The 26,527-nt window shown below is 67.6% G+C and carries 20 protein-coding genes; 9 read left to right on the forward strand and 11 right to left on the reverse strand.

From position 1 onward, the window contains the following. The first annotated feature begins 223 nt into the window (after window positions 1-223). The 3 genes from ACOCMH_RS11855 to ACOCMH_RS11865 all read left to right on the forward strand — a co-directional run bounded on the left by ACOCMH_RS11855 (window position 224) and on the right by ACOCMH_RS11865 (window position 3,054). The gene (locus tag ACOCMH_RS11855) at window positions 224-1,318 is read left to right on the forward strand and encodes a porin (protein WP_427307151.1); all 1,095 of its coding nucleotides are present in this window, start codon (window positions 224-226) and stop codon (window positions 1,316-1,318) included. Window positions 1,319-1,418: 100 nt separating this feature from the next. Further along, window positions 1,419-2,417 carry a Bug family tripartite tricarboxylate transporter substrate binding protein gene (locus ACOCMH_RS11860; RefSeq protein WP_427307152.1) on the forward strand — a complete coding sequence of 333 codons (999 nt, stop codon included), beginning with the start codon at window positions 1,419-1,421 and terminating at the stop codon, window positions 2,415-2,417. A 145-nt stretch (window positions 2,418-2,562) separates the two neighbouring features. Then, a complete protein-coding gene (locus ACOCMH_RS11865; protein WP_427308447.1) occupies window positions 2,563-3,054 on the forward strand; it encodes a DUF421 domain-containing protein in 492 nt (163 codons plus the stop codon). Between the two features lie 65 nt (window positions 3,055-3,119). Here ACOCMH_RS11865 and ACOCMH_RS11870 read toward each other — a convergent pair whose 3' ends face one another. Continuing rightward, a complete protein-coding gene (locus tag ACOCMH_RS11870; RefSeq protein ID WP_427307153.1) occupies window positions 3,120-4,703 on the reverse strand; it encodes a fatty acid--CoA ligase in 1,584 nt (527 codons plus the stop codon). Window positions 4,704-4,780: 77 nt separating this feature from the next. Then, a complete protein-coding gene (locus ACOCMH_RS11875) occupies window positions 4,781-5,563 on the reverse strand; it encodes an SDR family NAD(P)-dependent oxidoreductase (protein ID WP_116388592.1) in 783 nt (260 codons plus the stop codon). Window positions 5,564-5,833: 270 nt separating this feature from the next. Here ACOCMH_RS11875 and ACOCMH_RS11880 point away from each other — a divergent pair, with 270 nt between their 5' ends. Both ACOCMH_RS11880 and ACOCMH_RS11885 read left to right on the forward strand, forming a co-directional pair. Then, window positions 5,834-8,158, forward strand: a complete 2,325-nt coding sequence (locus ACOCMH_RS11880) for a mechanosensitive ion channel family protein (RefSeq protein ID WP_427307154.1) — start codon at window positions 5,834-5,836, stop codon at window positions 8,156-8,158. Between the two features lie 352 nt (window positions 8,159-8,510). Continuing rightward, on the forward strand, window positions 8,511-9,677 hold the full coding sequence (locus tag ACOCMH_RS11885; protein WP_427307155.1) for a helix-turn-helix transcriptional regulator: 1,167 nt from the start codon (window positions 8,511-8,513) through the stop codon (window positions 9,675-9,677). A 19-nt stretch (window positions 9,678-9,696) separates the two neighbouring features. Here the strand turns inward: ACOCMH_RS11885 and ACOCMH_RS11890 are convergent, their stop codons facing one another. Further along, window positions 9,697-10,587, reverse strand: a complete 891-nt coding sequence (locus ACOCMH_RS11890) for a LysR family transcriptional regulator (protein WP_427307156.1) — start codon at window positions 10,585-10,587, stop codon at window positions 9,697-9,699. A 105-nt stretch (window positions 10,588-10,692) separates the two neighbouring features. Between ACOCMH_RS11890 and ACOCMH_RS11895 the strand changes: the two genes are divergently transcribed. The 4 genes from ACOCMH_RS11895 (at window position 10,693) to ACOCMH_RS11910 (ending at window position 14,909) form a co-directional block, all read left to right on the forward strand. After that, on the forward strand, window positions 10,693-11,916 hold the full coding sequence (locus tag ACOCMH_RS11895; protein WP_427307157.1) for a CaiB/BaiF CoA transferase family protein: 1,224 nt from the start codon (window positions 10,693-10,695) through the stop codon (window positions 11,914-11,916). Further along, the gene (locus ACOCMH_RS11900; RefSeq protein ID WP_112774895.1) at window positions 11,913-12,374 is read left to right on the forward strand and encodes a MaoC family dehydratase; all 462 of its coding nucleotides are present in this window, start codon (window positions 11,913-11,915) and stop codon (window positions 12,372-12,374) included. The genes ACOCMH_RS11895 and ACOCMH_RS11900 overlap by 4 nt, the downstream gene beginning before the upstream one ends. A 330-nt stretch (window positions 12,375-12,704) precedes the next feature. Beyond that, on the forward strand, window positions 12,705-13,865 hold the full coding sequence (locus tag ACOCMH_RS11905; RefSeq protein ID WP_427307158.1) for an acyl-CoA dehydrogenase family protein: 1,161 nt from the start codon (window positions 12,705-12,707) through the stop codon (window positions 13,863-13,865). Window positions 13,866-13,910: 45 nt separating this feature from the next. Continuing rightward, window positions 13,911-14,909 (forward strand): acyl-CoA dehydrogenase family protein, encoded by a 999-nt coding sequence (locus ACOCMH_RS11910; protein WP_427307159.1) that lies wholly within the window; start codon window positions 13,911-13,913, stop codon window positions 14,907-14,909. A 24-nt stretch (window positions 14,910-14,933) separates the two neighbouring features. Here ACOCMH_RS11910 and ACOCMH_RS11915 read toward each other — a convergent pair whose 3' ends face one another. From ACOCMH_RS11915 to ACOCMH_RS11950, 8 genes are all read right to left on the reverse strand, one after another. Next, complete coding sequence (locus tag ACOCMH_RS11915; RefSeq protein ID WP_427307160.1) at window positions 14,934-16,487, reverse strand: SpoVR family protein; 1,554 nt, start codon at window positions 16,485-16,487, stop codon at window positions 14,934-14,936. Window positions 16,488-16,618: 131 nt separating this feature from the next. Next, on the reverse strand, window positions 16,619-17,881 hold the full coding sequence (locus ACOCMH_RS11920) for a YeaH/YhbH family protein (RefSeq protein WP_427307161.1): 1,263 nt from the start codon (window positions 17,879-17,881) through the stop codon (window positions 16,619-16,621). A 37-nt stretch (window positions 17,882-17,918) separates the two neighbouring features. Then, a complete protein-coding gene (locus ACOCMH_RS11925) occupies window positions 17,919-19,841 on the reverse strand; it encodes a PrkA family serine protein kinase (protein ID WP_427307162.1) in 1,923 nt (640 codons plus the stop codon). Between the two features lie 466 nt (window positions 19,842-20,307). Further along, complete coding sequence (locus ACOCMH_RS11930; RefSeq protein ID WP_427307163.1) at window positions 20,308-21,495, reverse strand: acyl-CoA dehydrogenase family protein; 1,188 nt, start codon at window positions 21,493-21,495, stop codon at window positions 20,308-20,310. Window positions 21,496-21,633: 138 nt separating this feature from the next. Then, entirely contained in the window at window positions 21,634-22,413 is a 780-nt protein-coding gene (locus ACOCMH_RS11935) for an enoyl-CoA hydratase/isomerase family protein (protein ID WP_427307164.1), read from the reverse strand. A gap of 20 nt (window positions 22,414-22,433) precedes the next feature. Then, complete coding sequence (locus tag ACOCMH_RS11940; RefSeq protein ID WP_427307165.1) at window positions 22,434-23,417, reverse strand: Bug family tripartite tricarboxylate transporter substrate binding protein; 984 nt, start codon at window positions 23,415-23,417, stop codon at window positions 22,434-22,436. 34 nt (window positions 23,418-23,451) lie between these two features. Next, window positions 23,452-25,176, reverse strand: a complete 1,725-nt coding sequence (locus tag ACOCMH_RS11945) for a long-chain fatty acid--CoA ligase (protein WP_427307166.1) — start codon at window positions 25,174-25,176, stop codon at window positions 23,452-23,454. 42 nt (window positions 25,177-25,218) lie between these two features. Next, window positions 25,219-26,262: a Bug family tripartite tricarboxylate transporter substrate binding protein gene (locus tag ACOCMH_RS11950; RefSeq protein ID WP_427307167.1), complete on the reverse strand. Its 1,044-nt coding sequence runs from the start codon at window positions 26,260-26,262 to the stop codon at window positions 25,219-25,221. Window positions 26,263-26,527: the final 265 nt, after the last annotated feature.

Genomic DNA, 26,527 nt, shown 5'->3' on the forward strand with positions numbered 1-26,527 from the left:
CAGCTGCGGTCCGCCGCAGCCCTCTCTTTAGGGATAACCCTCCTCACATTTCCCGGAACGTCGCGGCTATATTTTGCTCAACGTTTCTTATGCTGTTTGATGTTTCATATATAAAACACAGAAGAGGCGATAACGACATCCAGTGCCGCCATCCGCAGTGGTACCGGAGAACAAGAGCAAAGCCCAAAAGACCACAAGACGGAAAACGGAAGGAAACTGGTAGATGAAACTTGCACGAACCGCCGCGGCACTGCTTGCGGCTTCCCCCCTGCTGGCCTCGGCGCAATCGTCGGTGACGCTGTACGGCGTGATCGACAGCGGTGTCGAGTACGTGAGCAACGTCGGCGCCAACGGCAACGGCCTGGTGCGCATGCCCAACAACACCGCCACGGTGCCGTCGCGCTGGGGCATCCGCGGCACGGAAGACCTGGGCGGCGGCCTGAAGGGCCTGTTCGTGCTGGAGTCGGGCTTTTCGCCGGACACCGGCAATGCCAACCAGGGCGGTCGCCTGTTCGGGCGCCAGGCGCTGGTGGGGCTGAGCAACCCGTACGGCCAGCTGTCGTTCGGCCGCCAGTACACGATGCTGTTCTGGGCCATCCTGGACAGCGACATCCTGGGCCCCAACGTCCATGGCTCCGGCTCGCTCGACAGCTACCTGCCCAATACGCGCGCCGACAACGCGGTCGCGTACAAGGCCAACTTCAACGGCTTCGTGGTGGGCGCCACCTACAGCTTCGGGCGCGACGCGGTCAACGCGGGCCCCAGCCCCGCCGGCACCAACTGCGCCGGCGAAAACCCGGCCGACAAGAAGGCGTGCCGCGAATGGTCAGCCATGCTGGGCTACGACAACAAGACCTGGGGCGTGATCGCGGCGTACGACTCGCAGCGCGGCGGTCCGGGTGCCTTCGGCGGACTGACCAACAGCAACCTGACCGACGATCGCCTGTCGTTGGGCGGCTACATGCTGCTGAAGAACACCAAGCTCGGCGCCGGCTGGATCCGCCGCGACAACGAGGGCAGCCCCACGCCGGTCAGCGACCTGTACTACGCCGGCGTCTCGCACGACATCACGCCGGCGGTCAACCTGGCGGGGCAGGTGTACTTCCTGAACTACCACGGCAGCGACAACCAGGCCATGCTGTACGCACTGCGCGCGACCTACAGTTTCAGCAAGCGCACCTCGGTCTATGCCTCCGCGGGCTTTATCAATAACAGCGGCCAGCTTGCCATGTCGGTGAGCGGGGGCTCGCCCGGTTCCGCCCCGCGCCCGGGCGAGAACCAGTGGGGCTCGATGCTCGGCATCAAGCACGTTTTCTGAGTCCGCCCGAATCCACCCGGGCCGCCGGCGCCGGGCGCCGGGTTCCCCCACGCGGCACCGCCTCCGGGCAGGTGCCCGGTTTTACCGAGGTATGAACATCATGAAGTCTGCACGACGCACCGTCCTGGCCACGCTGGCCGCCGCCCTGCTCGCCCCCGCCGCCTTGATCGGCGCGGGCAGCGCGCTTGCCCAGGGATCGTACCCGAGCAAGCCCGTCACCATCGTCGTCGCCTACCCTGCCGGTGGCGACGTCGACGTGCTGGCCCGCATGCTGGCCGAGAAACTGGCGCCGCGCCTGAAGCAATCCGTGGTGGTGGAAAACCGCACCGGCGCCGCCGGCACCATCGGCAGCGCCTACGTGGCACGCGCCAATCCGGATGGCCACACGCTGCTGCTTGCGCCCAACACCGTCGCCATCGCGCCGCTGGTGCTGCGCGCCGGCACCGGGGCCAGCTACGACGTGCAGCAAGACTTCACGCCGATCAGCCAGATCGGCACGCAGTCGCTGTTCGTGGTGGTCAACAAGGGCACCGGCATCACCAGGGTCAGCGACCTGGTGGCACGCGCCAAGGCCGGCAAGGTCGAGACCTATGCCACGCCCGGCAACGGCTCGCCGATGCACATCATGGGCGAGCTGTTCAACAAGTCCGCCGGCATCAAGATCAGCCAGGTGCCGTACCGTGGCCTGGCGCCCGCCATCGTCGACGTGATCGGCGGCCAGGTGCCGGTCACCTACATCACCTACGGCGCGATTTCGCAGTACGTCGGCAATGGCAGCCTGGTGCCGCTGGCCGTCGCCGACCCGAAGCGCTCGCCGTTCGCACCCAACGTGCCGACGCTGGCCGAACTGGGCTACAAGGACGTCGAGATCGGTGCCTGGCAGGCGCTGCTGGGGCCGAAGAACATGCCGGCCGAGGTGGTGCGCACGCTCAACGCGCACGTCAACGAGATCCTGAAGATGCCGGACGTGGTGGCGCGCATGGCCACCATCGCCGTCACGCCTTCGGGCGGCGACCCGGCCGTGCTGAGCAAGCTGATCGCCGCCGACACGGCCCGCTACACCAAGGTCGTGAAGGAGTTCGGCATCCAGGCCGACTAAGCCCGGCTCTGCGGGGCCAGGCTGAGTCGGCGCGGCCCCGCGGCAAACCATACGCTGCGGATGTAAGAATTACCCGGGTGGCGGCGGCGCCGGCACCACAGGGACCTGCGTTGCCATGTGGCCTGGAAGTTGCTGGGTCTCGCGCATGGACCTGTCGTTCGACTGGCGCGCAGCCCTGCTCTTCACTCTCTCGCCGCTCGAGATCATCGTGCGCGGCTCGCTGATGTACTGGGCGCTGTTCGTGCTGTTCCGCTTCGTCGCGCGGCGCGATGTCGGCTCGCTCGGCATTGCCGACCTGCTGGTGATCGTGATCGTTGCCGATGCGGCGCAGAACGGCATGGCCGGCAAGGGCGAGAGCGTCGCCGATGCCGTGCTGCTTGTGGTTACGCTGATCGCCTGGAACCGGCTGATCGACCTGCTGTCCTTCCATTTCCCCGCATTCCAGCGCTTTGCCACCCCGCGCAAGGTGCTGCTGGTGCGCGATGGCGCCAAGCTGCGCGAAAACATGCGGCGCGAATCGATCACCGACGAGGAGCTGGAAGCCAAGTACCGCGAGGAAGGCGTCGATTCGCTGGACCAGGTCAAGGCGCTGTACCTGGAGGCGGACGGCAAGGTCAGCGTGATCAAGAAGAAATAAAAGACCCGCGGCCAGAACAGCAAAGCCCGCCGGTGATGGCGGGCTTTGGCGCGTTCCCGGCGGTTTCAGTTCACCTGCCGGTTCATCCCCTCCCAGAACGGCTCGCGCAGCTTGCGGCGCAGCAGCTTGCCCGAGGGGTTGCGCGGCAGCGCGTCGACGAACTCGATGCTCTTCGGCACCTTGAATCCCGCCACGCGCTGGCGCGTCCAGGCAAGGATGGCATCGCGGTCCGGCGCCTGCCCCGGCTTGAGCACGACGATGGCCTTGACCGCCTCGCCCCACTTCTCGTCCGGCACGCCAATCACCGCCACGTCGGCCACTTGCGGATGGCCGTAGATCGCGCTTTCGACCTCGGCGGGGTAGACGTTTTCACCGCCGCTGATGATCATGTCTTTGACGCGGTCGTGGATGTACAGGTAGCCCTCGGCATCCATGTAGCCCGCATCGCCGGTGCGCAGCCAGCCGTCGGCATCGATGGTGCGCGCGGTCTCTTCGGGCTGCTTCCAGTAGCCGGCCATGTTGTGCTGCGAGCGCACCACCACTTCGCCCACCTCGCCCGGTGCCAGCTGGCGCCCCTCGTAATCCACCACCTTCAGCTCGACCCCCGGCAGCGGCTTGCCGGCGGCGCGCATGCGCGGCACCTCGTCGGTGGTGTGGTCCTCGGGCGGCAGCGCGACGATGGTGCCGGTGGTCTCGGTCATGCCGTACTGCTGCACGAAGCCGCAGCCGAACACTTCGATGCCTTCGCGCAGCAGCGCCGCCGGGATCGGCGCCGCGCCGTACAGCAGGTACTTCAGGCGCGAATAGTCAACCTGGCGTGCGCGCGGGTCACGCAGCACGATCTGCATCGCCGCCGGCACCAGGAACAGCTTGCTGACGCGCTCCTTCTCGATGAAGTCGAGCACCGCGCGCGGATCGAACTCGCGCGCAACCACGCCCTTGGCGCCGGACAGCAGGTTGCGCAGGCCCCAGCCGGAGCCGCCGATATGCGCCACCGGCATCGCCACCAGCGAAATATCGTCGGCCACCCAATGCGACCAGGCCAGGTGTTCGCGCTCGCTGACCTCGGTGCCGATGGTCAGGTTGCGGTGCGTCAGCATCGCCCCCTTGGGCCGGCCGGTGGTGCCCGAGGTGTACAGCTGCAGCACCACGTCGTGCGCAGCCGGCTCATGCGTGGGCGGCGTGGCCGGGTGCGCGTCGCGCCAGTCGGTGTAGCAGGGCCAGTCACCCTGCGCGTCGCACGGTTCCATGACCACCACCTTGCGCACCAGCGGCAGCGCCGGCAGCAGGTTGCGCACCATCGCCGCCGACTCGGCGCCGACAAACAGCACCACCGCATCGCAATGCGCGAGGATGAACTCCACCTCGGGCGGCGCCAGGCGCCAGCTGGCCGGCGCCATCACCGCGCCGGTCTTGCCCGCGCCCAGCAGCAGTTCAAAATAGTGGTCGCTGTTCTTGCCGATATAGCCGATGCGATCGCCCGCGCGCACGCCTTCGGCCAGCAAGGCCTGCGCCACGCGGTCCGTGTTGCGCTCGAACCCGGCGTAGGTGGTCTGCCGGCCTTCGAACGAATACGCCACCGCCTCGGCCCGCAGGTGCGCGAAATGGCGCACCGCATGAGGCAGCGTCGTCAGATAGCTGAAATCCATCCGCGTCTCCAAAAAATTTCATTGCTATGGCCGCCTCCGCCTGGTGCGGGTGCGGCCGTGGCAACAGGCCGGTGGGCTCAGCGCGGCGCCATGCGGATGGCGCCATCCAGGCGCACCGACTCGCCGTTGAAATAGCCGTTGCGGCACATCTCGACGGCCAGCGAGGCAAACTCTTCCGGCTGCCCCAGGCGCTTCGGGAACGGCACCGAGGCGGCCAGCGCGGCCTTGACGTTCTCGGCCGCGCCCTGCAACAGCGGCGTATTGAAGATGCCGGGAAGGATGGTGTTGACGCGGATGCCTTCGCCCGCCAGGTCGCGCGCGATCGGCAGCGTCATGCCGACCACGCCGGCCTTCGATGCCGAGTACGCCGCCTGCCCCATCTGGCCGTCCTGCGCCGCCACCGACGCGGTGTTGATGATCACGCCACGCTCGCCGCCAGCGGTGTCGAGCGTCAGCATGCCGGCGGCCGATCGCGCGATGCAGCGGAAGGTGCCGATCAGGTTGATCTGGATGATGCGCTCGAAGGCATCGGACGGGAAATGCTTGATCTGGTCCGGCGCTTCCTTGGCACGCGAGGCGGTCTTGATGGCATTGCCGGTGCCGGCGCAGTTGACCAGGATGCGCTCCTGGCCGATGGCGGCGCGGGCCTTGGCAAAGCCGGCCTCGACCTCGGCCTCGGAGGTCACATTGACCTGGCAGAACACGCCGCCGAGCTCACGCGCCAGCGCTTCGCCCTTTTCGGCGTTCAGGTCGAACAGTGCCACGCGCACGCCCTGTGCCGCCAACGCCCGCGCCGTCGCCGCGCCCAGCCCCGAAGCGCCACCCGTCACTACTGCCGATACCGATGCATTGAGTTCCATGCCGTCTTTCCTTTTGTCTCTTGTTGCTGTGCGGCCGGCGCTGCGCGGCCGCGCTCTGGTTAAGGCCGGCAGGCGCAAAAATCGCCTGTACCGGAGTGGGTTCGAGATTCGGGGATCGGGGCCGCCGATGCATCGTCCGAAGCGACGAATGCGCCGAATGCATACCAAGGCGCCCGGGCGCTCGCCGGCACACCGCGCGGCCGATGCGCTACAGTGGCGCGATCGAAGGCCCTTCCGGCGCCGGCCCCGCCCGGCAGACGATCCTCCGCCATGCGCAAACCCCAACCTCACGCCCTCGCCTGCCCGCCCCGTCGGCCTGCTGTCGTGGCCACGGCACTGGCCATGCTGGCCGGCCTGCTTGCGCTGCTGTGCGCCATGCCGGCGCACGCCGCTCCGGCCGGCCCGTTAGCCGCCCTGCTGGCGCCAGCGGAAAAGCCAGCGGCGCCAGCCGGTGCCGCTGCCGCCGCCAGCACGCCGCTGGCGCAGTCACTGGACCAGGTCATCACCACGCTGCAGGACGACGCCGAGCGGCGCGCGCTGGTGAACCAGTTGCAAACCCTGCGACAGGGTCTGGCGGCTTCCGCCGGCGTGGCGGCGCCAGCGCCCGCGGCGGCCTCGGCGGCCGGGCTGATCGGTGCCATGGCGCAGGTGCTGGACGAAGTCGACTCGCACCTGCGCGAAGACCGCGGCCCGTGGCAATACTGGGGCTGGCGCACGCGCTTCGCGGCCGAGGAATGGCGCGCCGCGCTGACGCAGGGCGGCACCCGCTCCGGACTGGACGCGCTGCGCGAATTCGCGCTGGTGCTGGCGGCCTGGGCGGTGTGCGGCTGGGTGCTGCAGGAGCTCGGCCATCGGCTGCGGCGACGGCACCAGGCCGGCGCCCCGCCCGCGCCGCGCGGCAAGCTGCCCGAGCTGCCCTCGTGGGTCGACGTCGGCATCTACATGCTGCGCCATATCGGGCCGTGGGTGGTGGCGTTCGGGCTGACGCTGATGCTGGCCCGGCAGTGGTTCGCGCAATCGCCGGCCAGCGTCGCCGCGGTGCTGCTGGCCTACGCCATCGTCGCCGGCGCGATCGCGGCGGCGGTGTGCCAGGTCATCTTCGCGCTGTTCCGCAGCGCGCACCGGCAACTGGCGGTGCGCCAACTGCTGGCGCGTTCACCGTGGCTGCTGTTCTGCACCGGCGCGCTGGCGGCACTGGGTAACGGCGCTGCCGATGCCCGCATGGCCGCGGTGCTGGGCAGCAACCTGTCGGCCCTGGTCTCGACCCTGGCCAATATCGCCGCGGCGCTGGGCATCGGCGGGTTCGCGCTGGCTTTCCGCCGCCAGATCGGCCAGCTGATCAGCCAGCGGCCGCTGGCCTTCCGCCAGGCCCATCCCGCCGTGACCGACCTGTTGCGCCTGGCGGGCCACGCCTGGCACCTGCCGGTGCTGGCCGTGGTGGTGGCGTCGGTGATCGGCACGGCGCTGGCCACCGGCCATGCCGATGTGTTCCTGCGCCGCACGGTGGCCTCGGTAGCGCTGTTCATCGCCGCGCTGCTGCTGACCATGGTGCTGGGGCGCTCGCCCAAGGCCGGCGCACGCGCGCCGCGCATCCGCGACCGCCGCCGCTCGGCCTACCTGCAGCGCTTCGGGCGCTTTGCGCTGGCGCTGGTGCGCGTGCTGGTCTGGGCGGTATTCGTGGAAATGATCATGCGCGTGTGGGGCTCTTCGCTGGTGCGGCTGGCCGAGTCGTCGGCCGCCGGGCGCCACCTGACCGAAACCGCGTTCCGCGTCACCAGCACCGTGCTGCTGGCCTGGCTGGTCTGGCTGCTGATCGACACCGCCATCATGCAGTCCTTGTCGCCGGCGCATGCGCGCGCCGCGCAGCCCAGCCTGCGCGCCAGGACCATCCTGCCGCTTGTGCGCAATGCCTCGTTCATCGGCCTGCTGGCGATCACCGTGATCGCGGTGCTGGCCAACCTGGGCGTCAACGTGACGCCGCTGCTGGCCGGCGCCGGCGTGGTCGGCCTGGCGATCGGCTTCGGCGCGCAAAGCCTGGTGCAGGACCTGATCACCGGCCTGTTTATCGTGATCGAGGATTCCATCGCCATCGGCGACTCGATCGAGCTGCCCGACCATGCGGGCGTGGTCGAGGCCATGACCATCCGCACCGTCAAGCTGCGCGACGGCCGCGGCGCGTTGCACACGCTGCCGTACAGCCAGATCAAAGCGGTCAAGAACCTGTCGCGCGGCTACGGCTACGCCGTGCTCAATATCGGCATCAGCTACCAGAGTGACCTGGACCGCGCGCTAGAACTGATCCGAACCACCGGCGCGGAACTGTCGCGCGATCTGCGCTACGGCCGCAAGCTGATGTCCGGACTCGAGATCCTGGGCCTGGACCGCTTCGACCCGAGCGGGCCGGTGGTAATGGCGCAGATCAAGACCCGGCCGCTGATGCAGGCGGAGATCACGCGGGCCTTCAATGCCCGGCTCAAGCGCAATTTCGACGCCAACGGCATCCGCATGGCGTCGCCGAGCCTCACCATCCAGGTCGATGGCGGCCCCGCGGAGCTACCCGTCGAGGAGCTGGTGCCAAAGGGGGCACCACAGTAAAAATGTGCCGGATTGAAGTGCCCCATAGGCAACCGCTTAAGTGTCGATCGGGCCATTCGCCCAGCGGCCTTCGCCTTTTAGCCGCACCGGCTGCGGCGTCAAAAGCGCCGCAGGGCAAGGCCTGGCGGAGACTTACGCGACACAATCGGGACTTTCCCCCCCATCACGGGGTATAAAACATACAACATTGTTTGGCATGATTGCGGTACGGCAAGCGCCGCCGACAGGCGCTGCCCGCAGCAGCCGTATCGGCGCTACTACAGAACGCCAGGACGGAACCGATAACACGAAGGGATGTGGCCACTTGCCGTGGCGCAGAGCAAGAGGCGTTTGCCACCGGGGGGATCTGAACATGGGCGAACACCCGACAACGGACGAGGATTTCCATCGTCTGGTCGACTCTATCTATGAGTCCGCGCTGGACGTCGCGGCCATGCCCGCCGCCCTCGATCTCTTTTCCCGCTACACCTGCACGGGCAGTCCACGCTACCTGATCTGGGACAAGCTCGCCGGCCATGCCCGCCTGGGCGTGACCCCGCACGGCTGCTTCACCAGCGGCGCCAGCCTGCCCGACTGCCTGCCCGGCCCCCTCGACCTGCCCGGCACCGACGCCCGGCGCGCGGCCTCTGAGGCGATGGCGCGGTGCTGCCACGGCGCCGGCGCCGCGACCGCCGCCACCACGCTGGCCTGCAGCGAACTGGAACAGGGCATCCGCCTGATCGAGAACGCCGAAGTCTGCGTGCTGATGAGCGGCACCAACGCCGGCAGCATCAGCACGGGCCAGCGCGAGCGGCGCCTGGCCCATGTCATGCCGCACTGGGTGCGCGCCGCGCGCATGCAGCAGCGCAACTTTGAACTGAGCGGGCTGGCCAGCCTGGGCCTGGCCGGGCTCGATACCCTCGACTTCGGCGTGATGGTGCTGCAGGCGGACCTGCGCGTGCGCTACGCCAACAGCTGGGCCGAGGCACTGGTGCAAGCCGACAGCCACCTGTCGCTGCAGGACGGCGTGCTGCGCGCCCACAGCGACACGCTGCAGGCGGTGCTGCGCAAGCTGCTCGACGGCGCCATGCGCGGCCGCGGCGCCGATGCCGCGTCGGGCTCGTGGATGCATATCACCTCGGGCGGGCAGCCGGTGCCGATCATCGTCACGCCGCTGGTCTCGCGCCAGCCGGTGGAAGGCCCGTGGCAGCTGCCGGCGGCGATGCTGCTGCTGGGCAACTCGGAATCGCGCTCGGTGCTGGATGCGGGCGTGCTGACCTCGCTGTTCGGGCTGTCGCGCAAGGAAAGCATCATCGCCATTCGGCTGGCCGCCGGCGAGACCCTCAACGAGATTGCCGAACGCGAGTTCCTCTCGCCCCATACCGTGCGCGTGCATATCCGCGACACGCTGCGCAAGACCGGCACGCATCGCCAGTCAGAACTGGTGCGGCTGCTGCACCTGCTGCCCGGCGTCAATCTGGAGCGGGCCGGCGTGACCTCGGCGATCCGGCCGCGCGCCCCGCGCCCGCGCGCCGCCTGACACCGCAGGCCTGCGCCGGCTACTGCACCGCGGCCTGCGCCGCCGCCAGGAAGCGCTGCACCTGGCGGTCGCCGTCATCGGGCCGCGCCGCCAGCGCAATGCCGATGCGGCCCGCCGGCCGCGGGCTCGACAACGGCAAGAAGCGCACGCGCCGGTTGGCGTAGCGCGCCGCCACGCTGGGCACCAGCGCCACCCCCAGCCCGCTTTCCACCAGGCTGACCTGGGTCTGCACCTGCACCGCTTCCTGCGTCACGCGCGGCACGAAGCCCGCCTGCTGGCACAGCATCATCGCGACCGCATGCAGGTTGGGCACCTGCGCCGCCGGATACATGATGAAGGGCTGGTCGGCCAGCGCGCGCAGCGCGATCGCGTCGGCGCGCGCCAGCGGGCTGTCGGCCGGCACGGCGGCGACGAAGACATCGTTCTCCAGCGGCGTCAGCGCATAGCCGCCGCTGCTCAGGATCGGGAAGCGCACCAGCCCGGCATCGATCTGGTGCTTCTCCAGGCGGTCCAGGATCGCGGCGGTGGTGGATTCGTGCAGGATCAGTTCGATGCCGGGATGCGCGGCGCGGAATGCCGGGATCAGCTTGGGCAGCAGCGCATAGGTGGCCGAGCCGATAAAGCCGATACGCAACGCGCCGCGCTCGCCCTCCCCCGCCGCCATCGCCGCGGCGCGCGCCTGCTGCGCGTGGAACAGCGCCCGGCGCGCGTCATGCAGCGCGGCCTCGCCCGCCTGCGTCAGCCGCACCCCGCGCGAGGTACGCACGAACAGCGCCGTGCCGAGCTGTTCCTCGAGCTTGCGGATCGAAATCGACAGGGGCGGCTGCGCCATGTGCAGCCGTTCGGCGGCGCGGTGGAAGTTGCCGGTCTCGGCCAGGGCGACGAACTGCTGCAGTTGGCGCAGGTCCATGGTTTGCAATATCCAAGGGATATCAATTGCTAAAAAACTAATATTAGACCACCAGGTCGCCGCTGATCTACCCTGTGGCCCACAGTACAAGACATCGGAGACACTATGCTGCCGCTTGCAGGCATCCGCGTGGTCGACCTGTCCACGGTGGTGATGGGGCCGTATGCCAGCCAGTGGCTGGCCGACCTGGGCGCCGAAGTGATCAAGGTCGAGCCGCCCGAGGGCGATTCCACGCGCCGTACCGGACCCGCCGCCGAACCCGGCATGGCGGCGATCTTTTTAGGGGTCAACCGCGGCAAGCGCAGCGTGGTGCTGGACCTGAAGCAGCCCGCGGCGCAGGCCGCGCTGGAGCGCGTGCTGGAGCGCGCCGACGTGCTGATGCACAGCATGCGGCCGCAGAAGCTGGCGGCGCTGGGGCTGGCGCCGGACACGGTGCGGGCGCGCCATCCCGAGCTGGTTTTCGTCAGCCTGCTAGGCTTTGCCGAGGACGGCCCCTATGGCGGCCGGCCCGCCTACGACGACATCATCCAGGGCCTGTCCGGCAACGCCGCGCTGATGGCGGCGCAGACCGGCGACAGCCGCTACTTCCCCACCATTGCCGCGGACAAGACCAGCGGGCTGGTGGCGGCGCTGTCGGTGTGCGCGGCGCTGGCCGGGCGCGCGCGGCGCCACGCCGACGGCGGCGCCGGGAACGGCACGCTGGTCGAGGTGCCGATGTTTGAATCGATGGTGGCGTTCAACCTGGTCGAGCACTTCTACGGGCGCCACTTCGAGCCACCGCGCGGCCCGAGCGGCTATCCGCGCGTGCTGGCACCGCTGCGTCGTCCGTACCGCAGCGCCGACGGCCATGTCTGCATGATGCCGTACACCGATGCGCACTGGCGCGACTTCTTCCACGCCGCGGGGCGCCCGGAGCTGGCTGCCGATCCACGCTTTGCCGACATCGCGGCCCGCACCGAGCATATCGCGACCCTTTACGAACTGACCGGCGAGATCGTGCAGGGACAGAGCACGGCGCACTGGGTTGCGCTGTGCGAACGGCTGCAGATCCCGGTGGCGCGCATCAATACGCTGGACGATCTGCCGGCGGATCCGCACCTGGCCGCCACCGGATTCTTTGAAACCGCCGACGACCCGGCCATGGGCACGCTGCGCTTTCCGGGCGCGCCGGTGCGCTTCGACGGCCAGCGCGCGCCGCTGGCGATGCCGCCGCGACTGGGCGAGCACACCCGCGAAGTGCTGGCCGAGGCCGGCCTCGGCAGCGAACAGATCGCACAACTGCAACACAGCGGCGCCGCGCGCTGCGCCCCCGCCACGGAGACACCATGACGCACGCTGAACTGCCCCGCCTGGGCCAGGGCTTCTACTGGCAAGACCTGCACGAGGGCCAGGCCTTCCGCACCTTCGCCCGCACCGTGACCGAGACCGACCTGGTCAACTTCATCTCGGTCACGGGCATGGTCGAGGCCATCTTCATCGAAGCCGGCTACGACGGCGGCGCGATCCAGGGCCGGCCGGTGCCGGCGGCGCTGACCTATACGCTGATCGAGGGCTTCATCCTGCAGACCATGATCCAGGGCACCGGGCTGGCGATGCTGGAACTGACGCAGCAGATCCACGGCCCGGTGCTGGTCGGCGACACCATCCATGCCACCGTGACCGTGACCGGCATCCGCCCGACCTCACGCAGCGGCCGCGCCGTGGTCGATTCGCGCATCGAGGTGTTCAACCAGCGCGGGGAACAAGTGATGACTTATACCGCGCGCCGGCTGCTGGCGGGACGGTGAACCCATGATCTCGCGCCCCGATGGAATCAAGATTGCGGTATGCCAGCGCCTGCCCTCACCCCCTGCCCCTCTCCCGCATGCGGGAGAGGGGAGCAAACCCTCGGCACGCGAAGACGCGCACCTTGTAGCAAGGCCTGCTTCAGCGACGGTTTTCTCCCTCTCCCGCTCGCGGGAGAGGGTTGGGGTGAGGGCCGGCGCGTCGACAAGGTATTGCGCAGCGGTATGCCACCGCCTGCCCTCTCCCCCTGCCTCTCTCCCGCATGCGGGAGAGAGGAGCACAGCGCTGTCATCTGAAACAGACTTCGCAGTATCAAGCCACAGGATTTCACCGTGACCGCATTGCTCTCCACTTTCAGCCTCACCACATTGCCGCCGCACGCCGTCGCGTTCCGCGCCGAGGTGCGCGCCTTTCTCGACCAACACCTGCCGGCGCTGCCGCCGGAAACGCGGGCGCGCTCCTGGATGGGCTTCGATGCCGGCTTCAGCCGGGCGCTGGCCGCACGCGGCTGGGTCGGCATCACGCTGCCGGCGCAATACGGCGGCGCGGGACTGGACCCGTTCTCGCGTTTCGTGCTGGTGGAGGAACTGCTGGCCTGTGGCGCGCCGGTTTCGGCGCACTGGATTGCCGACCGCCAGAGCGGCCCGCTGATCCTGCGCTACGGCAACGACGCGCAGAAGGCGCGCTACCTGCCCGCGATCAGCCGCGGCGAGGCCTTCTTCTGCATCGGCATGAGCGAGCCGAATTCCGGCTCGGACCTGGCCAGCGTGGCCACGCGCGCGGTGCGCCAGCCGGACGGCAGCTGGCGCCTGAGCGGGCGCAAGATCTGGACCACCAACGCCGACCGCTGCCACTTCATGATCGCGCTGGTGCGCACCTCCGGCACGCCGCAGGACCGGCACGCCGGGCTGTCGCAGTTCATCGTCGACCTGCACGCGCCGGGCGTCACGGTGCGGCCGATCCACGACCTGACCGGCGATGCGCACTTCTCCGAAGTCACCTTCGACGACGTCGCGCTGGCGCCCGATGCGCTGGTCGGCAACGAAGGCAGCGGCTGGGAGCAGGTCAACGCCGAACTGGCGTTCGAGCGCAGCGGCCCGGAGCGGCTGTATTCCAGCGTGGTGCTGCTCGATACCTGGCTCGACGCCCTGCGCCGCCAGCCGCCGGCGCGCCGCGACACCGTCACCGCGGGCCGCCTTGCCGGGCACCTGGCGGTGCTGCGCGCGATGTCGCTCGCGGTCACGGCGCGGCTGGCCGCGGGCGAAAGCCCGGTGGTGGAGGCCGCGCTGGTCAAGGACCTCGGCACCACCTTCGAGCAGTCGGTGCCGGCGCTGGTGGAAGCCGCGCTCGGCGACGAGCCGGCACTCGCGGCCGACGGGGCGTTGTACCGCACGCTGGCCTATGTCACGCAGATCGCGCCGTCGTACTCGCTGCGCGGCGGCACCCGCGAAATCCTGCGCGGCATGATCGCGCGCGGGCTCGGCCTGCGCTGAGCGTTGCGCCGGCCCCGCCGACCGTCATCCTGAACGAGATTGCCCATGCATAACGCCTACTCCGATGCCCTCGACGCGCTGCTGCGCGACTGCTGCACGCCCGCCACAGTGCGCACCCTGGAACAGCAAGCCGACCCGCAGCCGCTATGGCAAGCGCTGCGGGAAAGCGGCTTCGCCGACTGCCTGTTGCCGGAAGCCGCCGGCGGCGCCGCGCTGCCACTGCGCGAGCTGGCGCCGGTGCTGTTCGTCACCGGTCGCCACGCCCTGCCGCTGCCGCTGGCGCAGACCATCTTTGCGCGCGCGCTGCTGCATGCCAATGGCGTCGCCCTGCCCGACGGCCCGATAGCGCTGGCCGGCTTTGACGACGGTGCCACCGCCACGCTGGTGGCGGACGCGCGCCATGCGCAGTGGTTCCTGCTGCAGGACGGCGAGCGCTGCCTGCTGCTGCCGGCCGCGGCGGCGCACGCCGAGGCCACCGGTGCGCACGGCGACCTGACGCTGCGCGTAGCGCGTCCCGCGGCCACGGCGCCGGCGGCTTGTGTGCTGCCGGCCGGCACCGTGCGCACGCTGGGCGCCTGCCTGCATGCGGCGCAACTGGCCGGCGCCTTGTCGCATGTGCTCGACCTGACGCTGCAATACGCCAACGACCGCCAGCAGTTCGGCCGCGCCATCGGCAAGTTCCAGGCGATCCAGCACCAGGTCAGCGAGATGGCCGAGCATGTCGCCGCGGCGCGCGTGGCGGCGCAGCTGGCGTGTGACAGCGACAGCGCCACGCCCGAGCGCCTGCGCGCGGCAATCGGCAAGCTGCGCGCCAGCGACGCGGTCACGCCGGTGGCCGCGATCGCCCATGCCGTGCATGGCGCCATCGGCATTACCGAGGAATATGACCTGCAGCTCTATACGCGCCGGCTGCATGCGTGGCGCGTGGCGGACGGGTCGGAGCGCTGGTGGAGCCGCGTGCTGGGCGAAGCGGTCTGCGCCAGTGAAGGCCGCAAGGCGGTGGAGCTGGTGCGCGACTGGTGCGAGCCGGCGCCCGCCGCCTGAAGCGACAGGCCAGGAGCCTGCCGTTCAGGCGGCGAGGCTCAGCCCGCTGCCATGCGGACGGCGGTGGCGGCGCTCAGGCTTGCATTCGTACTTGAGCTCGGTGCGGCCGTCTTCATAGGCCACCTCCAGCCGCACGGTAAAGCCCCACAGCCGCGTCACGTGCCGCACCACCTCGTCGAAGTTGTGCGCCAGCGGCCGCCGGTCGCTCTGCAGGTGGCGCAGCGTCAGCGAGCGGTCGCCGCCGACGTCGACGTTGGTGACCTGGATATTGGGCTCCATGCTGGACAGGTCATACTGCGCCGCCATCAGCTGGCGGATGGCGCGATAGCCTTCGTCGTCGTGGATCGCGGTCACGCGCAGCTTGCCCTCGCGGTCATCGTCCAGCACCGAGAACAGCTTCAGCTCGCGGATCACGCGCGGCGACAGGAACTGCAGCAGGAAACTCTCGTCCTTGAAGTTGCGCATGGCGAAGTCCAGCGTCTTGCGCCAGTCGGTGCCGGCGATCTCGGGCGCCCAGCGGTAGTCCTCGTCGGTCGGGTTCTCGCACATGCGGCGCAGGTCCTGGAACATCAGGAAGCCCACCGTGTAGGGGTTCATGCCGCTGTAGTAGGGGCTGTGGTACGGCGGCTGGTAGATGACGTTGGTGTGCGCCTGCAGCAGTTCCATCATGAAGGCGTCATTGACCAGCTTTTCCTCGTACAGCTGGTTGATGATGGTGTAGTGCCAGAACGTGGCCCAGCCTTCGTTCATCACCTTGGTCTGGCGCTGCGGGTAGAAATACTGCGCGATCTTGCGCACGATGCGCACGATCTCGCGCTGCCACGGCGCCAGCTTGGGCGCATTCTTCTCGATGAAATAGAGCAGGTTCTCCTGCGGCTCGGGCGGGAACGAGACATCCGGTTCCGGCGTGTCGTCGTCCGACGCCAGCGCGTGCGGCCGGTGCTTGGGCAGCGTGCGCCAGAGGTCGTTGACCTGCATCTGCAGGTAGTTCTCGCGATCGGCCTGGCGCGCCTTTTCCTCGGTGATCGACAGCTTCTTGGGCCGTTTGTAGCGGTCTACCCCGTAATTCTGCAGCGCGTGGCAGGAGTCCAGCAGCAGTTCCACTTCCTGCTCGCCGTAGCGCTGCTCGCACTCGGCCACGTAGTTCTTGGCGAACAGCAGGTAGTCGACGATGGCGTCCGCGTTGGTCCACGTGCGGAACAGGTAGTTTCCCTTGAAGAAGGAATTGTGGCCGTAGCAGGCGTGCGCGATCGTCAGCGCCTGCATCGGCATGGTGTTTTCCTCCATCAGGTAGGCGATGCAGGGGTTGGAATTGATGACGATCTCGTAGGCCAGCCCCATGTGGCCTCGCTGGTAGCTGCGCTCCGACGCCAGGAAGTGCTTGCCGTAGGACCAGTGGCTGTAGCCCACCGGCAGGCCCGCCGACGCGTAGGCGTCAAGCATCTGCTCCGCGGTGATGATCTCGATCTGGTTGGGATAGGTATCCAGGCCGAATTCGCCGGCGATGCGGGAAATCTCGCGGTCATACCGGTTGATCAGTTCAAAGGTCCATTCCGAACCCGTGGACAGATAAGCCATCTTCGCCCCTTTTGTCCGCGCAGGACAGGCAGGCCGGTGCTTGCGGCACGGGTGCGCCGCCCGGGTCCCCTGTCTTGCCAATCTTGCCTTCTTTCACCGCGGCGTGCCGGCAACCGGCCAGCCAGGACTGATTATGCCGCGCGTTTCTGGAACAGGTCATGCAGCACTGGGTAGATCTCGTCCGCGCCGATGATGCGCTGCATCGCAAAGTGATCGAACTGGCTCTTCACCGTCAGATACTCTTCCCAGAGGTTCTGCGGCTCTTCCGAAGCCACCTCCACATAAGCGTAGTACTGCACCAGCGGCAGGATGGAATCGCGTAGCAGCCGGCCGCACAGCTCGGAATCGCCGGCCCAGTTGTCCCCGTCGGAGGCCTGGGCGCAGTAGATGTTCCACTGGCTGGGCGGATAGCGGTCGTGGATGACCTCAACCATCAGCTTCAGCGCGCTCGACACGACGGTGCCGCCGGACTCGCGCGAGTGGAAGAAGTCTTCCTCCTCGACTTCCTTCGCCACGGTGTGATGGCGGATGAATACCACGTCGATGCGCTCGTAGTTGCGCTTCAGGAACAGGTACAGCAGCATGAAGAAGCGCTTGGCCAGGTCCTTGCGGCTCTCGTCCATCGAGCCGGACACGTCCATCAGGCAGAACATCACCGCCTGGGCCTGCGGGCGCTTTTTCAGCACGCGGTTGTTGTAGCGCAGGTCGAGCTTCTCGATAAACGGCACGCGGTCGATGCAGGCGCGCAGGTGCCGCATCTTCTCCATCAGTTCGAGCGTGCCTTCGGCGTAGGGGCCGTCTTGTTCCAGCGCCTCGGCATAAGCCAGTTCCAGTTCGCGCAGGCGCTTCTGGTAAGGGCTGGACAGTGCGATGCGCCGCCCCAGCGAACTGCGCATGGTGCGCAGGATCGAAAGGTTGGACGGGGTGCCGTCGATGGAATAGCCGGCGCGCACCTTGCGCACCTCGGCAATCTTGGCGAGGTGGCGCTTGGCCAGGTCCGGCAGCGCCATGTCCTCGAAGAAAAAGTTGAGGAAGTCCTCGCGCGACAGCGTAAAGACGAAATCATCCTCGCCCTCGCCACTGTCGCTGGCGCGCGAACCGGTCCCGCCGCCGCCCTGCTGCTGGCGGTCGAAGGAATCGCCCTTGACGAACTTCTTGTTGCCAGGGTGAATCCACTCGCGCCGCCCGCCCGGGCCGTGGTGGAAGATCGGTTCGCTGATGTCCTTGACCGGAATGGACACCTGGCCGCTCTGCTCGATGTCCATGATCTTCCGGCCGGACACCGCCTTTGCCACCGCTTGCCGGATCTGCTCGCGGTAGCGCTTGATGAAGCGTTGCTGGTTGACGGCACTCTTGTTGCCGCCGTTTTCGCGCCGATCGATGACCGTAGCCATATGTTGCCCTCGTTGAGAGACCTGTTCCGCGGCGCCGTTACGATGACTTTCTTACGCGCAGATACCACTCCACCAACAGTCTCACTTGCTTGGGCGTGTACCCCTTCTCGACCATGCGGTTGACGAAGTTCTCGTGCTTGTCCTGGTCTTCGCGGGAAGACTTGGCATTGAACGAGATCACCGGCAGCAGGTCTTCCGTGGTGGAGAACATGCGCTTCTCGATCACCATCCGCAGCTTTTCATAGCTCGTCCAGACCGGGTTCTTGCCGCCATTGTTGGCCCGCGCCCGCAGCACGAAGTTGACGATCTCGTTGCGGAAATCCTTCGGGTTCGAGATACCCGCGGGTTTTTCCACTTTCTCCAGCTCGTCATTCAGCGCGTTGCGGTCGAGGATTTCGCCGGTGTTGGGATCGCGGTACTCCTGGTCCTGGATCCACAGGTCGGCGAACACCACATAGCGGTCGAAGATGTTCTGCCCATATTCCGAATACGACTCAAGGTAGGCGGTCTGGATCTCCTTGCCGATGAACTCCACGAACGGCGTGGTCAGGTACTCCTTGATATACGACAGCAGCTTGGATTCCTGCTCCGGCGGGAACTGCTCGCGCTCGATCTGCTGCTCGAGCACGTACAGCAGGTGCACCGGGTTGGCCGCCACTTCGGTGTTGTCGAAGTTGAAGACCTTGGACAGGACCTTGAACGCGAAGCGCGTCGACAGCCCGTTCATGCCTTCGTCGATGCCAGCGTAGTCGCGGTACTCCTGGTACGACTTCGCTTTCGGGTCCACGTCCTTCAGGCTCTCGCCGTCGTAGACGCGCATCTTCGAGAAGATATTGGAATTCTCCGGCTCCTTGATGCGGGTAAGCACCGCGAACTGCGCCATCATCTTCAGCGTGTTGGGCGCGCACGGCGCGGCCGACAGCGAGCTGCTGCGCAGCAGCTTGTCGTAGATCTTCACCTCGTCGGACACGCGCAGGCAGTACGGCACCTTGACGATATAGATCCGGTCGAGGAAAGCCTCGTTGTTCTTGTCCGCCTTGAAGGTCTGCCACTCGGCCTCGTTCGAGTGCGCGAGGATCACGCCGTCGAACGGGATCGCGCCGAAGCCTTCCGTGCCCTTGTAGTTGCCCTCCTGGGTCGCGGTCAGCAGCGGGTGCAGCACCTTGATCGGCGCCTTGAACATTTCGACGAACTCGAGCAGGCCGCGGTTGGCCAGGCACAGGCCGCCGGAATACGAGTACGCGTCCGGGTCATCCTGCGGGAAGTCCTCGAGCTTGCGGATGTCGACCTTGCCCACCAGCGACGAGATGTCCTGGTTGTTCTCGTCGCCCGGTTCGGTCTTCGAGATCGCGATCTGCGACAGCACCGACGGCCGCAGCTTCACCACCTTGAACTTGGTGATGTCGCCGTTGAACTCGTGCAGGCGCTTGACTGCCCATGGCGAGGCAATCGTGTTCAGATAGCGGACCGGGATGCCGTAGTCCTCTTCCAGGATCTTGCCGTCTTCTTCCGGCGAGAACAGGCCCAGCGGCGACTCATGGATCGGTGAACCCTTGAGCGCGTAGATGGGAATCTGCTCCATCAACGCCTTGAGCTTCTCCGCGAGCGAGGACTTGCCGCCGCCGGGAGGCCCGAGCAGATACAGGATCTGCTTGCGCTCTTCGAGGCCCTGCGCGGCGTGCTTGAAGAACGAGACGATCTGCTCGATCGTGTCCTCCATGCCGTAGAAGTCGCGGAAGGCCGGATAGATGCGGATGACCTTGTTGAAGAACAGGCGGGACAGCCTGGGATCGTGGTGGGTATCCACCAGCTCAGGCTGACCGATCGCGGCGAGCATGCGTTCGGCAGCGGTCGCGTAGGCAGTCGGATCCTTCTTGCAGATCTCCAGGTATTCCTGGATGCTGTATTCCTCTTCCTTGCGAGCTTCGAACCGCGTAGCGTAATGGCCAAAAATGTCCATACCTCACTCCCGTCAGAGTTCACGTCCGAGGCGTAGGTAGTGCTACCCCCAAGGCTTCGCGCAACGTTCGCGGTACACCACCCCGGCCTGGCGACCTGTCATGTTGCGAAGTCTTTACTTCATCATAGTCAAATAACGGCGATGGTGGAGTTCGAGTTGACGAATCTGGCGTCGATGCAACGGATGTTTCGGTGCTGCCTTTCCGCTGCATTTCCTGCCGGATTTTGCTGTCAGCCTTTGGCTGATTTTCACTCGGCTACGCCCCCGCGCGCGACGGGCCATTGACCATGCTTGTGACAAACCTTACACCTTTCCCGCGATCCGTGCACAGCCGGTTTTGTAACCATAAGCACGAAAGCCGGCACGGGTGCCGGCTTTCGTTTTGTGCTGGGACTCATGCGTTTTGCACGGCTTGCGCGCACTAGCACACAGACAGTGCTGATAGCGCAGCGCCAGTGCAGGCAGGTCAGAGCGTGCGCGCGACCAGCTCCTTCATGATCTCGTTGGAGCCGCCGAAGATCTTGCTCACGCGTGCGTTCGCGTACATGCGCGCGATCGGGTATTCCAGCATGTAGCCATAGCCGCCGTGCAACTGCAGGCACTCGTCGATGACCTGGCAATTCTGTTGGGTGCACCACCATTTGGCCATCGCCGCGGTCGCCGCGTCGAGCTGGCCGTCCATCAGGCGCAGCATGCAGTCGTCGACGAAGGTCGCGGCGATGGTCGCCACGGTCTTGCACTCCGCCAGCTTGAAACGGGTGTTCTGCAGATCGCCGAGCGGCTGGCCGAACACCTTGCGCTGGCGCACGTATTCGGTGGTCAGTTCGATGGCGCGCTGCATGGTTGCCACAGCGCCCAGGGCGATGATCATGCGCTCCTGCGGCAGCTGCTGCATCAGCTGGTAGAAGCCCTGCCCTTCCTGCGTGCCGAGCAGGTTTTCGCACGGCACCAGCACGTCGTCGAAGAACAGCTCGGCGGTGTCCTGGCCCTTCTGCCCGATCTTCTCGAGGATGCGGCCGCGGCGGAAGCCCGGCAGGTCCTGCGTTTCCACCATGACCAGCGACACGCCGCGCGAGCCGGCTTCCGGGTCGGTCTTGGCCACCACGCAGATCAGGTCGGCGTGGTACCCGTTGGTGATGAACGTCTTGGCGCCGTTGATGCGATAGCAGTCTCCGTCCGGGGTCTGTTCCCGCAGCGCGCGGGTGCGTATCGCTTTGAGGTCGGAACCGGCGCCGGGTTCCGACATGGCGATGGCGGCCACCAGTTCGCCGCTGGCCATCTGCGGCAGCCACTTCTGCTTCTGCGCTTCGGTGCCGTACCGCAGCAGGTAGTGGGCCACGATGCCGCTGTGCACGTTGTTGCCCAGGCTGGTGCAGACCGCGCGCGACATCTCCTGGGTGATGATGGCCTCGTGGGCAAAGGTGCCGCCGCCGCCGCCGTATTCCTCGGGGATGCTGGCGCACAGCAGCCCGATCTGGCCGGCGCGGCGCCACATGTCGCGGTCGATATAGCCCTGCTCCGCCCAGCGGGCCTCGTTGGGGGCGAGTTCGCGCTCGACGAAGCGGCGCACGGTGTCCTGGAACATTGCCAGGTCTTCGTTCATCCAGGAGGCCTGGCGGGCGGCGGGCGCCGCGTGTTGGTCTTGGGATCCCATAAGTTGGACTGGTATCAGGGTAAACGTGAAGGTTGAACCGGCAGGCTTCGGTCGATGCCGGAGACCTGCCTATATAGATAAGGGCGAGTGCCAGGGCCGGGCCGATGCTGCGGGACAGCAAGCACCGCCGCCGGACCTTCAGTCCGGCCAGCGGTAGCGCAGCGGCTGCTTGGCCATGAAGCGGTCGGCGGCCTCGCGGCGGTAGCCGGTGGCGAAGGCGATGCCCTGCGCGTCGGCCTCCATCGCCAGCATGGTGCCCAGGTCCTGGCCCAGGGACGCATTGAGCGCCTGCTTGGTCAGGCTGACCGCCACCGGCGAGGCCTCGGTGAAGGCTTGCGCTAGTGCCCGGGCACGCTCGTGCAGGCTGTCGGCCGGCACGATTTCCATGACGATGCCGAGGTCTTGCGCGGCCTGGGCGTTAAGCTCGCGCATCGAGAACATCAGCGCCTTGGCGCGTTGCAGGCCGATCATCCGCGGCAGCGTGTAGAACACGCCACAGTCAGGGACCAGCCCCATGCGCAGGAACGGCAGCCCGAAGCGCGCGCGCGGCGTGGCCAGGATGATGTCGGCCGTCAGCGCCAGGCTGAAGCCCGCGCCATAGGCGGCTCCGTCGACCGCGGCGATGACCGGCACGTCTAGGTGGATCAGGTCTTCCAGCCAGCCGTGGAGCTTGCGCAGGCGCTTGCGGCCCTGCTCGGCGCTGATCTCGACCTGCATCGAGCTGATGTCCCCGCCTGACGAGAAATCGGTGCCGGCAGCGGTCAGGATCAGGGCGCGCACGCTGTCGTCGTCGCGTATCCGGCGAATCACTTCGCCGATTTCCTCGCGCATCGGCAGCGACAGCGCGTTCTTGCGCGCCGGCGCATCCAGCGTCAGTGTGGCGACGCCGTCCTCGACGGCAAAACGGATGGTTTCCATGGGCGGGCTCCGGTGCGGTGTCAGTCGAGCTGGATGTTGGCGTCGCGCACGATCCTGGCCCACTTGGGCGTGTCGCCGGCGACCACGGCAGCCAGTTCCTGCGGCGTGGACCCCACCGGCTGCAAACCCATGCCGGCCAGCTTCTGCGTCACTTCGGGCAGGCGCACGATGCGTGCGGTCTCGGCGGCCAGCTTTGCGGTCACGTCCTTGGGCGCGTTGCCGGGCAGGAACAGCGCGAACCAGCCATTGGGCTCGAACCCCGCCAGCCCCAGCTCGGAGAAGGTCGGCACATTCGGCAGCGCCTTGTAGCGCTGGGTCCCGGTAATGCCGAGAATCTTGAACTTGTTGCTGCCCAGGTAGGGGTTGATCGAGGTCACGTCGACAAAGGCGCTGTCCACCTGGCCGCCCAGCAGGTCGCTCATCAGCGGCGCCGCGCCCTTGTACGGGATATGCGCGATCTCGATGCCGGCCTGCTGCCTGAGCAGTTCGCCGTGCAGGTGCGACGAGGTGCCGTTGCCGTAGGAGCCATAGCTGAGCTTGCCGGACTTGGCCAGCGCCAGGAACTCGCGCATGGTGCTGGCCGGCACGCGGTTGGGCACCACGAACAGGTCGGACGACTTGGCGATCAGCGAGACCGGGGTGAAGTCCCTGGCCACGTCGTAAGGGGTGCGCTTGTACAGCGCCGGCGACTGGATCAGCGCGGTGATCGCCAGCAGCACGGTGTAGCCGTCGGCCGGCGCCTTGGCGACGGTGTCGTTGCCGAGCATGCCGCTGGCGCCCGGCTTGTTCTCCACCACTACCGGCTGGCCCAGGCTTTCGGCCAGGCGCTGGCCGATCAGGCGGCCCACCGTGTCAGTGCCACCGCCTGCCGGATACGGCACGATCATGCGGATCGGCTTGGCGGGGTACGGCTGCTGGGCGAAGGCCTGGCCCGTGCCGCCGAGGATGGCCGCGCCGGCCAGGGTGCCGGCCTGCGCCAGCCAGTTGCGTCTGCTTTGCTGCATGCTGTCTCTCTCTTTGCTGAAGGTGGCGCCGGCGTCAGTCGCGCGGGTTGCTTGGCTGCATCTCGCGCTCCTGCAAGGCGCGCCACAGGATCTTGCCGGTGGCGGACTTGGGCAGCGCGTCGACCACGTCGACGATGCGCGGCACCTTGTACGCCGCCATGTGCTCGCGGCACCAGGCCATGATGCGCTCGGGCTCGGCTTCCGCCGTGCCGCGCGCGTCGGGCCGCAGCGCCACCACCGCCTTGACGGTTTCGCCGCGGCGCTCGTCGCGCGCCGCGATCACGCAGGCCTCGTGGATCGCCGGGTGGCCGTACAGCATGTTCTCGACTTCGGCCGGCCAGACCTTGTAGCCGGACGCATTGATCATGCGCTTGAGGCGGTCGCGCATGAAGAAGTAGCCTTCCTCGTCCATGAAACCGAGGTCGCCGGTGCGCAGGAAGCGCTTGCCGTCGAGCTCGATGAAGGTGGCGGCGTTGGCGTCGTCGTTGTGCCAGTAGCCCTGCATTACCTGGCCACCGTGGACCACGATCTCGCCGGTCTCGCCGTGGGGCAGCTCGCGCAGCGTTTCGGGGTCGACCACGCGCGCGTCCACGCCGAAGGTGGCGATGCCCAGGCATTCGCGCTTGGGCTGGTTGCGCGGGTTCGACAGGATGAAGGCCGCGGTCTCGGTCATGCCGTAGGCCTCGACGTAGGGCAGGCCGAAGCGCTCCTGCAGCATGTTGGCCACCGCTTCCGGCATGGCCGCGCCGCCGCCGCCGACGTATGCCAGGCTGGACAGGTCACGCGCCTCGATGCCCGGCTGGGAGAAGAAGTCCACCATCATCGCCGGTGGCGCGCCCCACACCGAGACGCCGTAGCGCTCGATCAGGTCCGCCGCCAGCGCGCGGTCCCAGCGCGGCATCAGCACCACCGTCGCGCCCAGGTAGAGCGGCGAGTTCATGCAGTTCTGCATGCCCAGCAGGTGGAACATCGGCGCCACCGCCAGTACCACCGATTCAGGCGTGGCGCCGCGCCAGATCTGCGAACCGGCCGCCGCGGTCATCAGCGTGCCATGGGTATGCATGCAGCCCTTGGGGTTGCCGGTGGTGCCCGAGGTATAGGCCAGCATGCACAGCGTGTCGTAGCCCGCCCGGTGCGGCAGCGGCCGGTGCCCGGCGGTGCTGGCCGCGTCCCATGCCACCGGCATCGCGCCCGCGGGCGCGGCCTGCGGCGCGGGCGGCGGCTCGCGCAGCCACGCCGGCACCGGCAGGCCACCGTCGTCGCGCAGCATGCCGGCATAGTCGTGCAGGATCACGTGGCGCACCGCCGGGCCGTGCAGCGGCGCCATGCGCGGGTACAGCTCGCTGCCGGCGAAGGCGGCGACGGCGCCGCTATCCCGCACCACGTGGGCGAGTTCGGCTTCCAGCCACATCGGGTTGGCGGGCACCACCACGCCTTCGGCACGCAGGATGGCGTAATAGGCAATGATGAACTGCGGGCAGTTCTGGCTGAACAACACTACCCGGTCGCCGGGCTGGATGCCGCAGGCGTGCTGCAGGTAGCCGGCCATCCGCTCGATCTCTGCGCGCAGCTCGCCATAGGAGATCGCGGTGCCGAAGTACTGGATCGCGGTCTTGTCCGGGTAGCGGTGCGCCGCCACCTCGACGTTGTAGAACAGGCTGGTGCGCGGCGCATGCAGCGTCGCCGGCAGGCCGGGCGGCCAGGCGGGAGAGCGGAACGGCTGGGTGGTGCGTGTGGCAGGGCTGGTAGCAGGCTTCATTGCAGCAATCGACGGGTCAGATACAGGTCAAACGGAAAGGGCTCAGTCCAGGCGGATGTTGCGCGTGCGGATCACCTTGCCCCAGCGCACGTAGTCGGCCTGGATGGTCTGGGCGAACGCGTCGGGCGTGCTGCCGGTCAGGATCACGCCAAGCTCGTTCATGCGCTTGCGCACGTCGGGCTGGGCCAGCACGCGGTTGACGTCGGCGGAGAATTTTTCAACGATCGGGCGCGGCGTGGCGGCCGGCAGCAACAGGCCGAACCAGCCCATCGCGTCCATGCCTTCGATGCCAGCCTCGCGGAAAGTCGGCACATCCGGCAGTTGCGGCGCGCGCGCGGGTCCGGTCACCGCCAGCGCGCGCAGGCGGCCGGTGGCGACATGCGGCTTGGCGCCCATCACCGAAATCACCGCCGCCGGCACCTGGCCGCCGAGCAGGTCGTTCAGTTCCGGCGCCTCGCCCTTGTACGAGACATGGAGCATGTCGATCCTGGCGGCCTCGTTGAAGACTTCGCCATACAGGTGGCCGCTGGAGCCTGCGCCGAACGAGCCATAGGAAAATTGCTTGGGCTTGGCGCGCACCAGCGCGATGAAGTCCTTCAGGTTGGTCGCCGGCACGGCATTGGCGTTGACGGCAAACACCAGGTTGGTGGTGCCCAGCTCGGACACCGCGGCAAAGTCCTTCACCGGGTCGTACGGCGCGCGCGCATACAGGCTCGGCGCCTGCACCAGCGGCGTGATCGTCAGCAGCGCGGTATAGCCGTCGGCCTCGGCCCGGGCAACCACTTCGGCGCCCAGCATGCCGCTGGCGCCCGGGCGGTTTTCCACCACCACCGGCCGCTTCCACTGCTTGCCCAGGCCCTCGGCCAGCGCGCGCGCCAGCACGTCGGTGGCGCCGCCGGCCGGGAACGGCACCACCATGCGCACCGTGCGCGCCGGAAAATCTGCCTGCGCATGGGCCAGGCCCGTCCCGAGCACGCCGGCGGCCAGCCCACTGCACACCAGCAACCCCGCGCCCAGCCGGCCGAGGGCACTACGACGCGCACCACGGCTCGCACTATGCTGCGCACGACGACGATCTGCCTGCATGTGTTGTCTCCTTGATTTTTTCCTGGGGCGGGACCGGGCTTTTTTGCTGGCCTGCGGGTTCCGCGCTGGCCGGTGGGCCGGCCTTGTAGGGGTACTTGCCGGAGAGTGCGCGATGCTGCAGTGCTTGGACAATGACCAGACGCGCCAAAATGATTGGCCGAATCGCTCAGGCGGAAGGCAGGCTTTGGCAAATCCCGATTGTGCGGCGCCGCGCGGGCTTGCTAAGGTGGGGGCAATATGTGGCGCCAAGCCGCAACAGCCGGGG

This window comes from Cupriavidus sp. H39 (genome assembly GCF_050271075.1).
In the GTDB taxonomy this organism is placed as follows: domain Bacteria; phylum Pseudomonadota; class Gammaproteobacteria; order Burkholderiales; family Burkholderiaceae; genus Cupriavidus; species Cupriavidus necator_B.

Coding starts and splice junctions, on each gene's coding strand:
- ACOCMH_RS11880 (WP_427307154.1), top strand. CDS start 5,834: ATGCGCAAACCCCAACCTCACGCCCTCGCCTGCCCGCCCCGTCGGCCT.
- ACOCMH_RS11920 (WP_427307161.1), bottom strand. CDS start 17,881: ATGGCTACGGTCATCGATCGGCGCGAAAACGGCGGCAACAAGAGTGCC.
- ACOCMH_RS11925 (WP_427307162.1), bottom strand. CDS start 19,841: ATGGACATTTTTGGCCATTACGCTACGCGGTTCGAAGCTCGCAAGGAA.
- ACOCMH_RS11860 (WP_427307152.1), top strand. CDS start 1,419: ATGAAGTCTGCACGACGCACCGTCCTGGCCACGCTGGCCGCCGCCCTG.
- ACOCMH_RS11865 (WP_427308447.1), top strand. CDS start 2,563: ATGGACCTGTCGTTCGACTGGCGCGCAGCCCTGCTCTTCACTCTCTCG.
- ACOCMH_RS11915 (WP_427307160.1), bottom strand. CDS start 16,487: ATGGCTTATCTGTCCACGGGTTCGGAATGGACCTTTGAACTGATCAAC.
- ACOCMH_RS11855 (WP_427307151.1), top strand. CDS start 224: ATGAAACTTGCACGAACCGCCGCGGCACTGCTTGCGGCTTCCCCCCTG.
- ACOCMH_RS11940 (WP_427307165.1), bottom strand. CDS start 23,417: ATGCAGCAAAGCAGACGCAACTGGCTGGCGCAGGCCGGCACCCTGGCC.
- ACOCMH_RS11930 (WP_427307163.1), bottom strand. CDS start 21,495: ATGGGATCCCAAGACCAACACGCGGCGCCCGCCGCCCGCCAGGCCTCC.
- ACOCMH_RS11885 (WP_427307155.1), top strand. CDS start 8,511: ATGGGCGAACACCCGACAACGGACGAGGATTTCCATCGTCTGGTCGAC.
- ACOCMH_RS11935 (WP_427307164.1), bottom strand. CDS start 22,413: ATGGAAACCATCCGTTTTGCCGTCGAGGACGGCGTCGCCACACTGACG.
- ACOCMH_RS11870 (WP_427307153.1), bottom strand. CDS start 4,703: ATGGATTTCAGCTATCTGACGACGCTGCCTCATGCGGTGCGCCATTTC.
- ACOCMH_RS11875 (WP_116388592.1), bottom strand. CDS start 5,563: ATGGAACTCAATGCATCGGTATCGGCAGTAGTGACGGGTGGCGCTTCG.
- ACOCMH_RS11945 (WP_427307166.1), bottom strand. CDS start 25,176: ATGAAGCCTGCTACCAGCCCTGCCACACGCACCACCCAGCCGTTCCGC.
- ACOCMH_RS11950 (WP_427307167.1), bottom strand. CDS start 26,262: ATGCAGGCAGATCGTCGTCGTGCGCAGCATAGTGCGAGCCGTGGTGCG.
- ACOCMH_RS11910 (WP_427307159.1), top strand. CDS start 13,911: ATGCATAACGCCTACTCCGATGCCCTCGACGCGCTGCTGCGCGACTGC.
- ACOCMH_RS11890 (WP_427307156.1), bottom strand. CDS start 10,587: ATGGACCTGCGCCAACTGCAGCAGTTCGTCGCCCTGGCCGAGACCGGC.
- ACOCMH_RS11900 (WP_112774895.1), top strand. CDS start 11,913: ATGACGCACGCTGAACTGCCCCGCCTGGGCCAGGGCTTCTACTGGCAA.
- ACOCMH_RS11895 (WP_427307157.1), top strand. CDS start 10,693: ATGCTGCCGCTTGCAGGCATCCGCGTGGTCGACCTGTCCACGGTGGTG.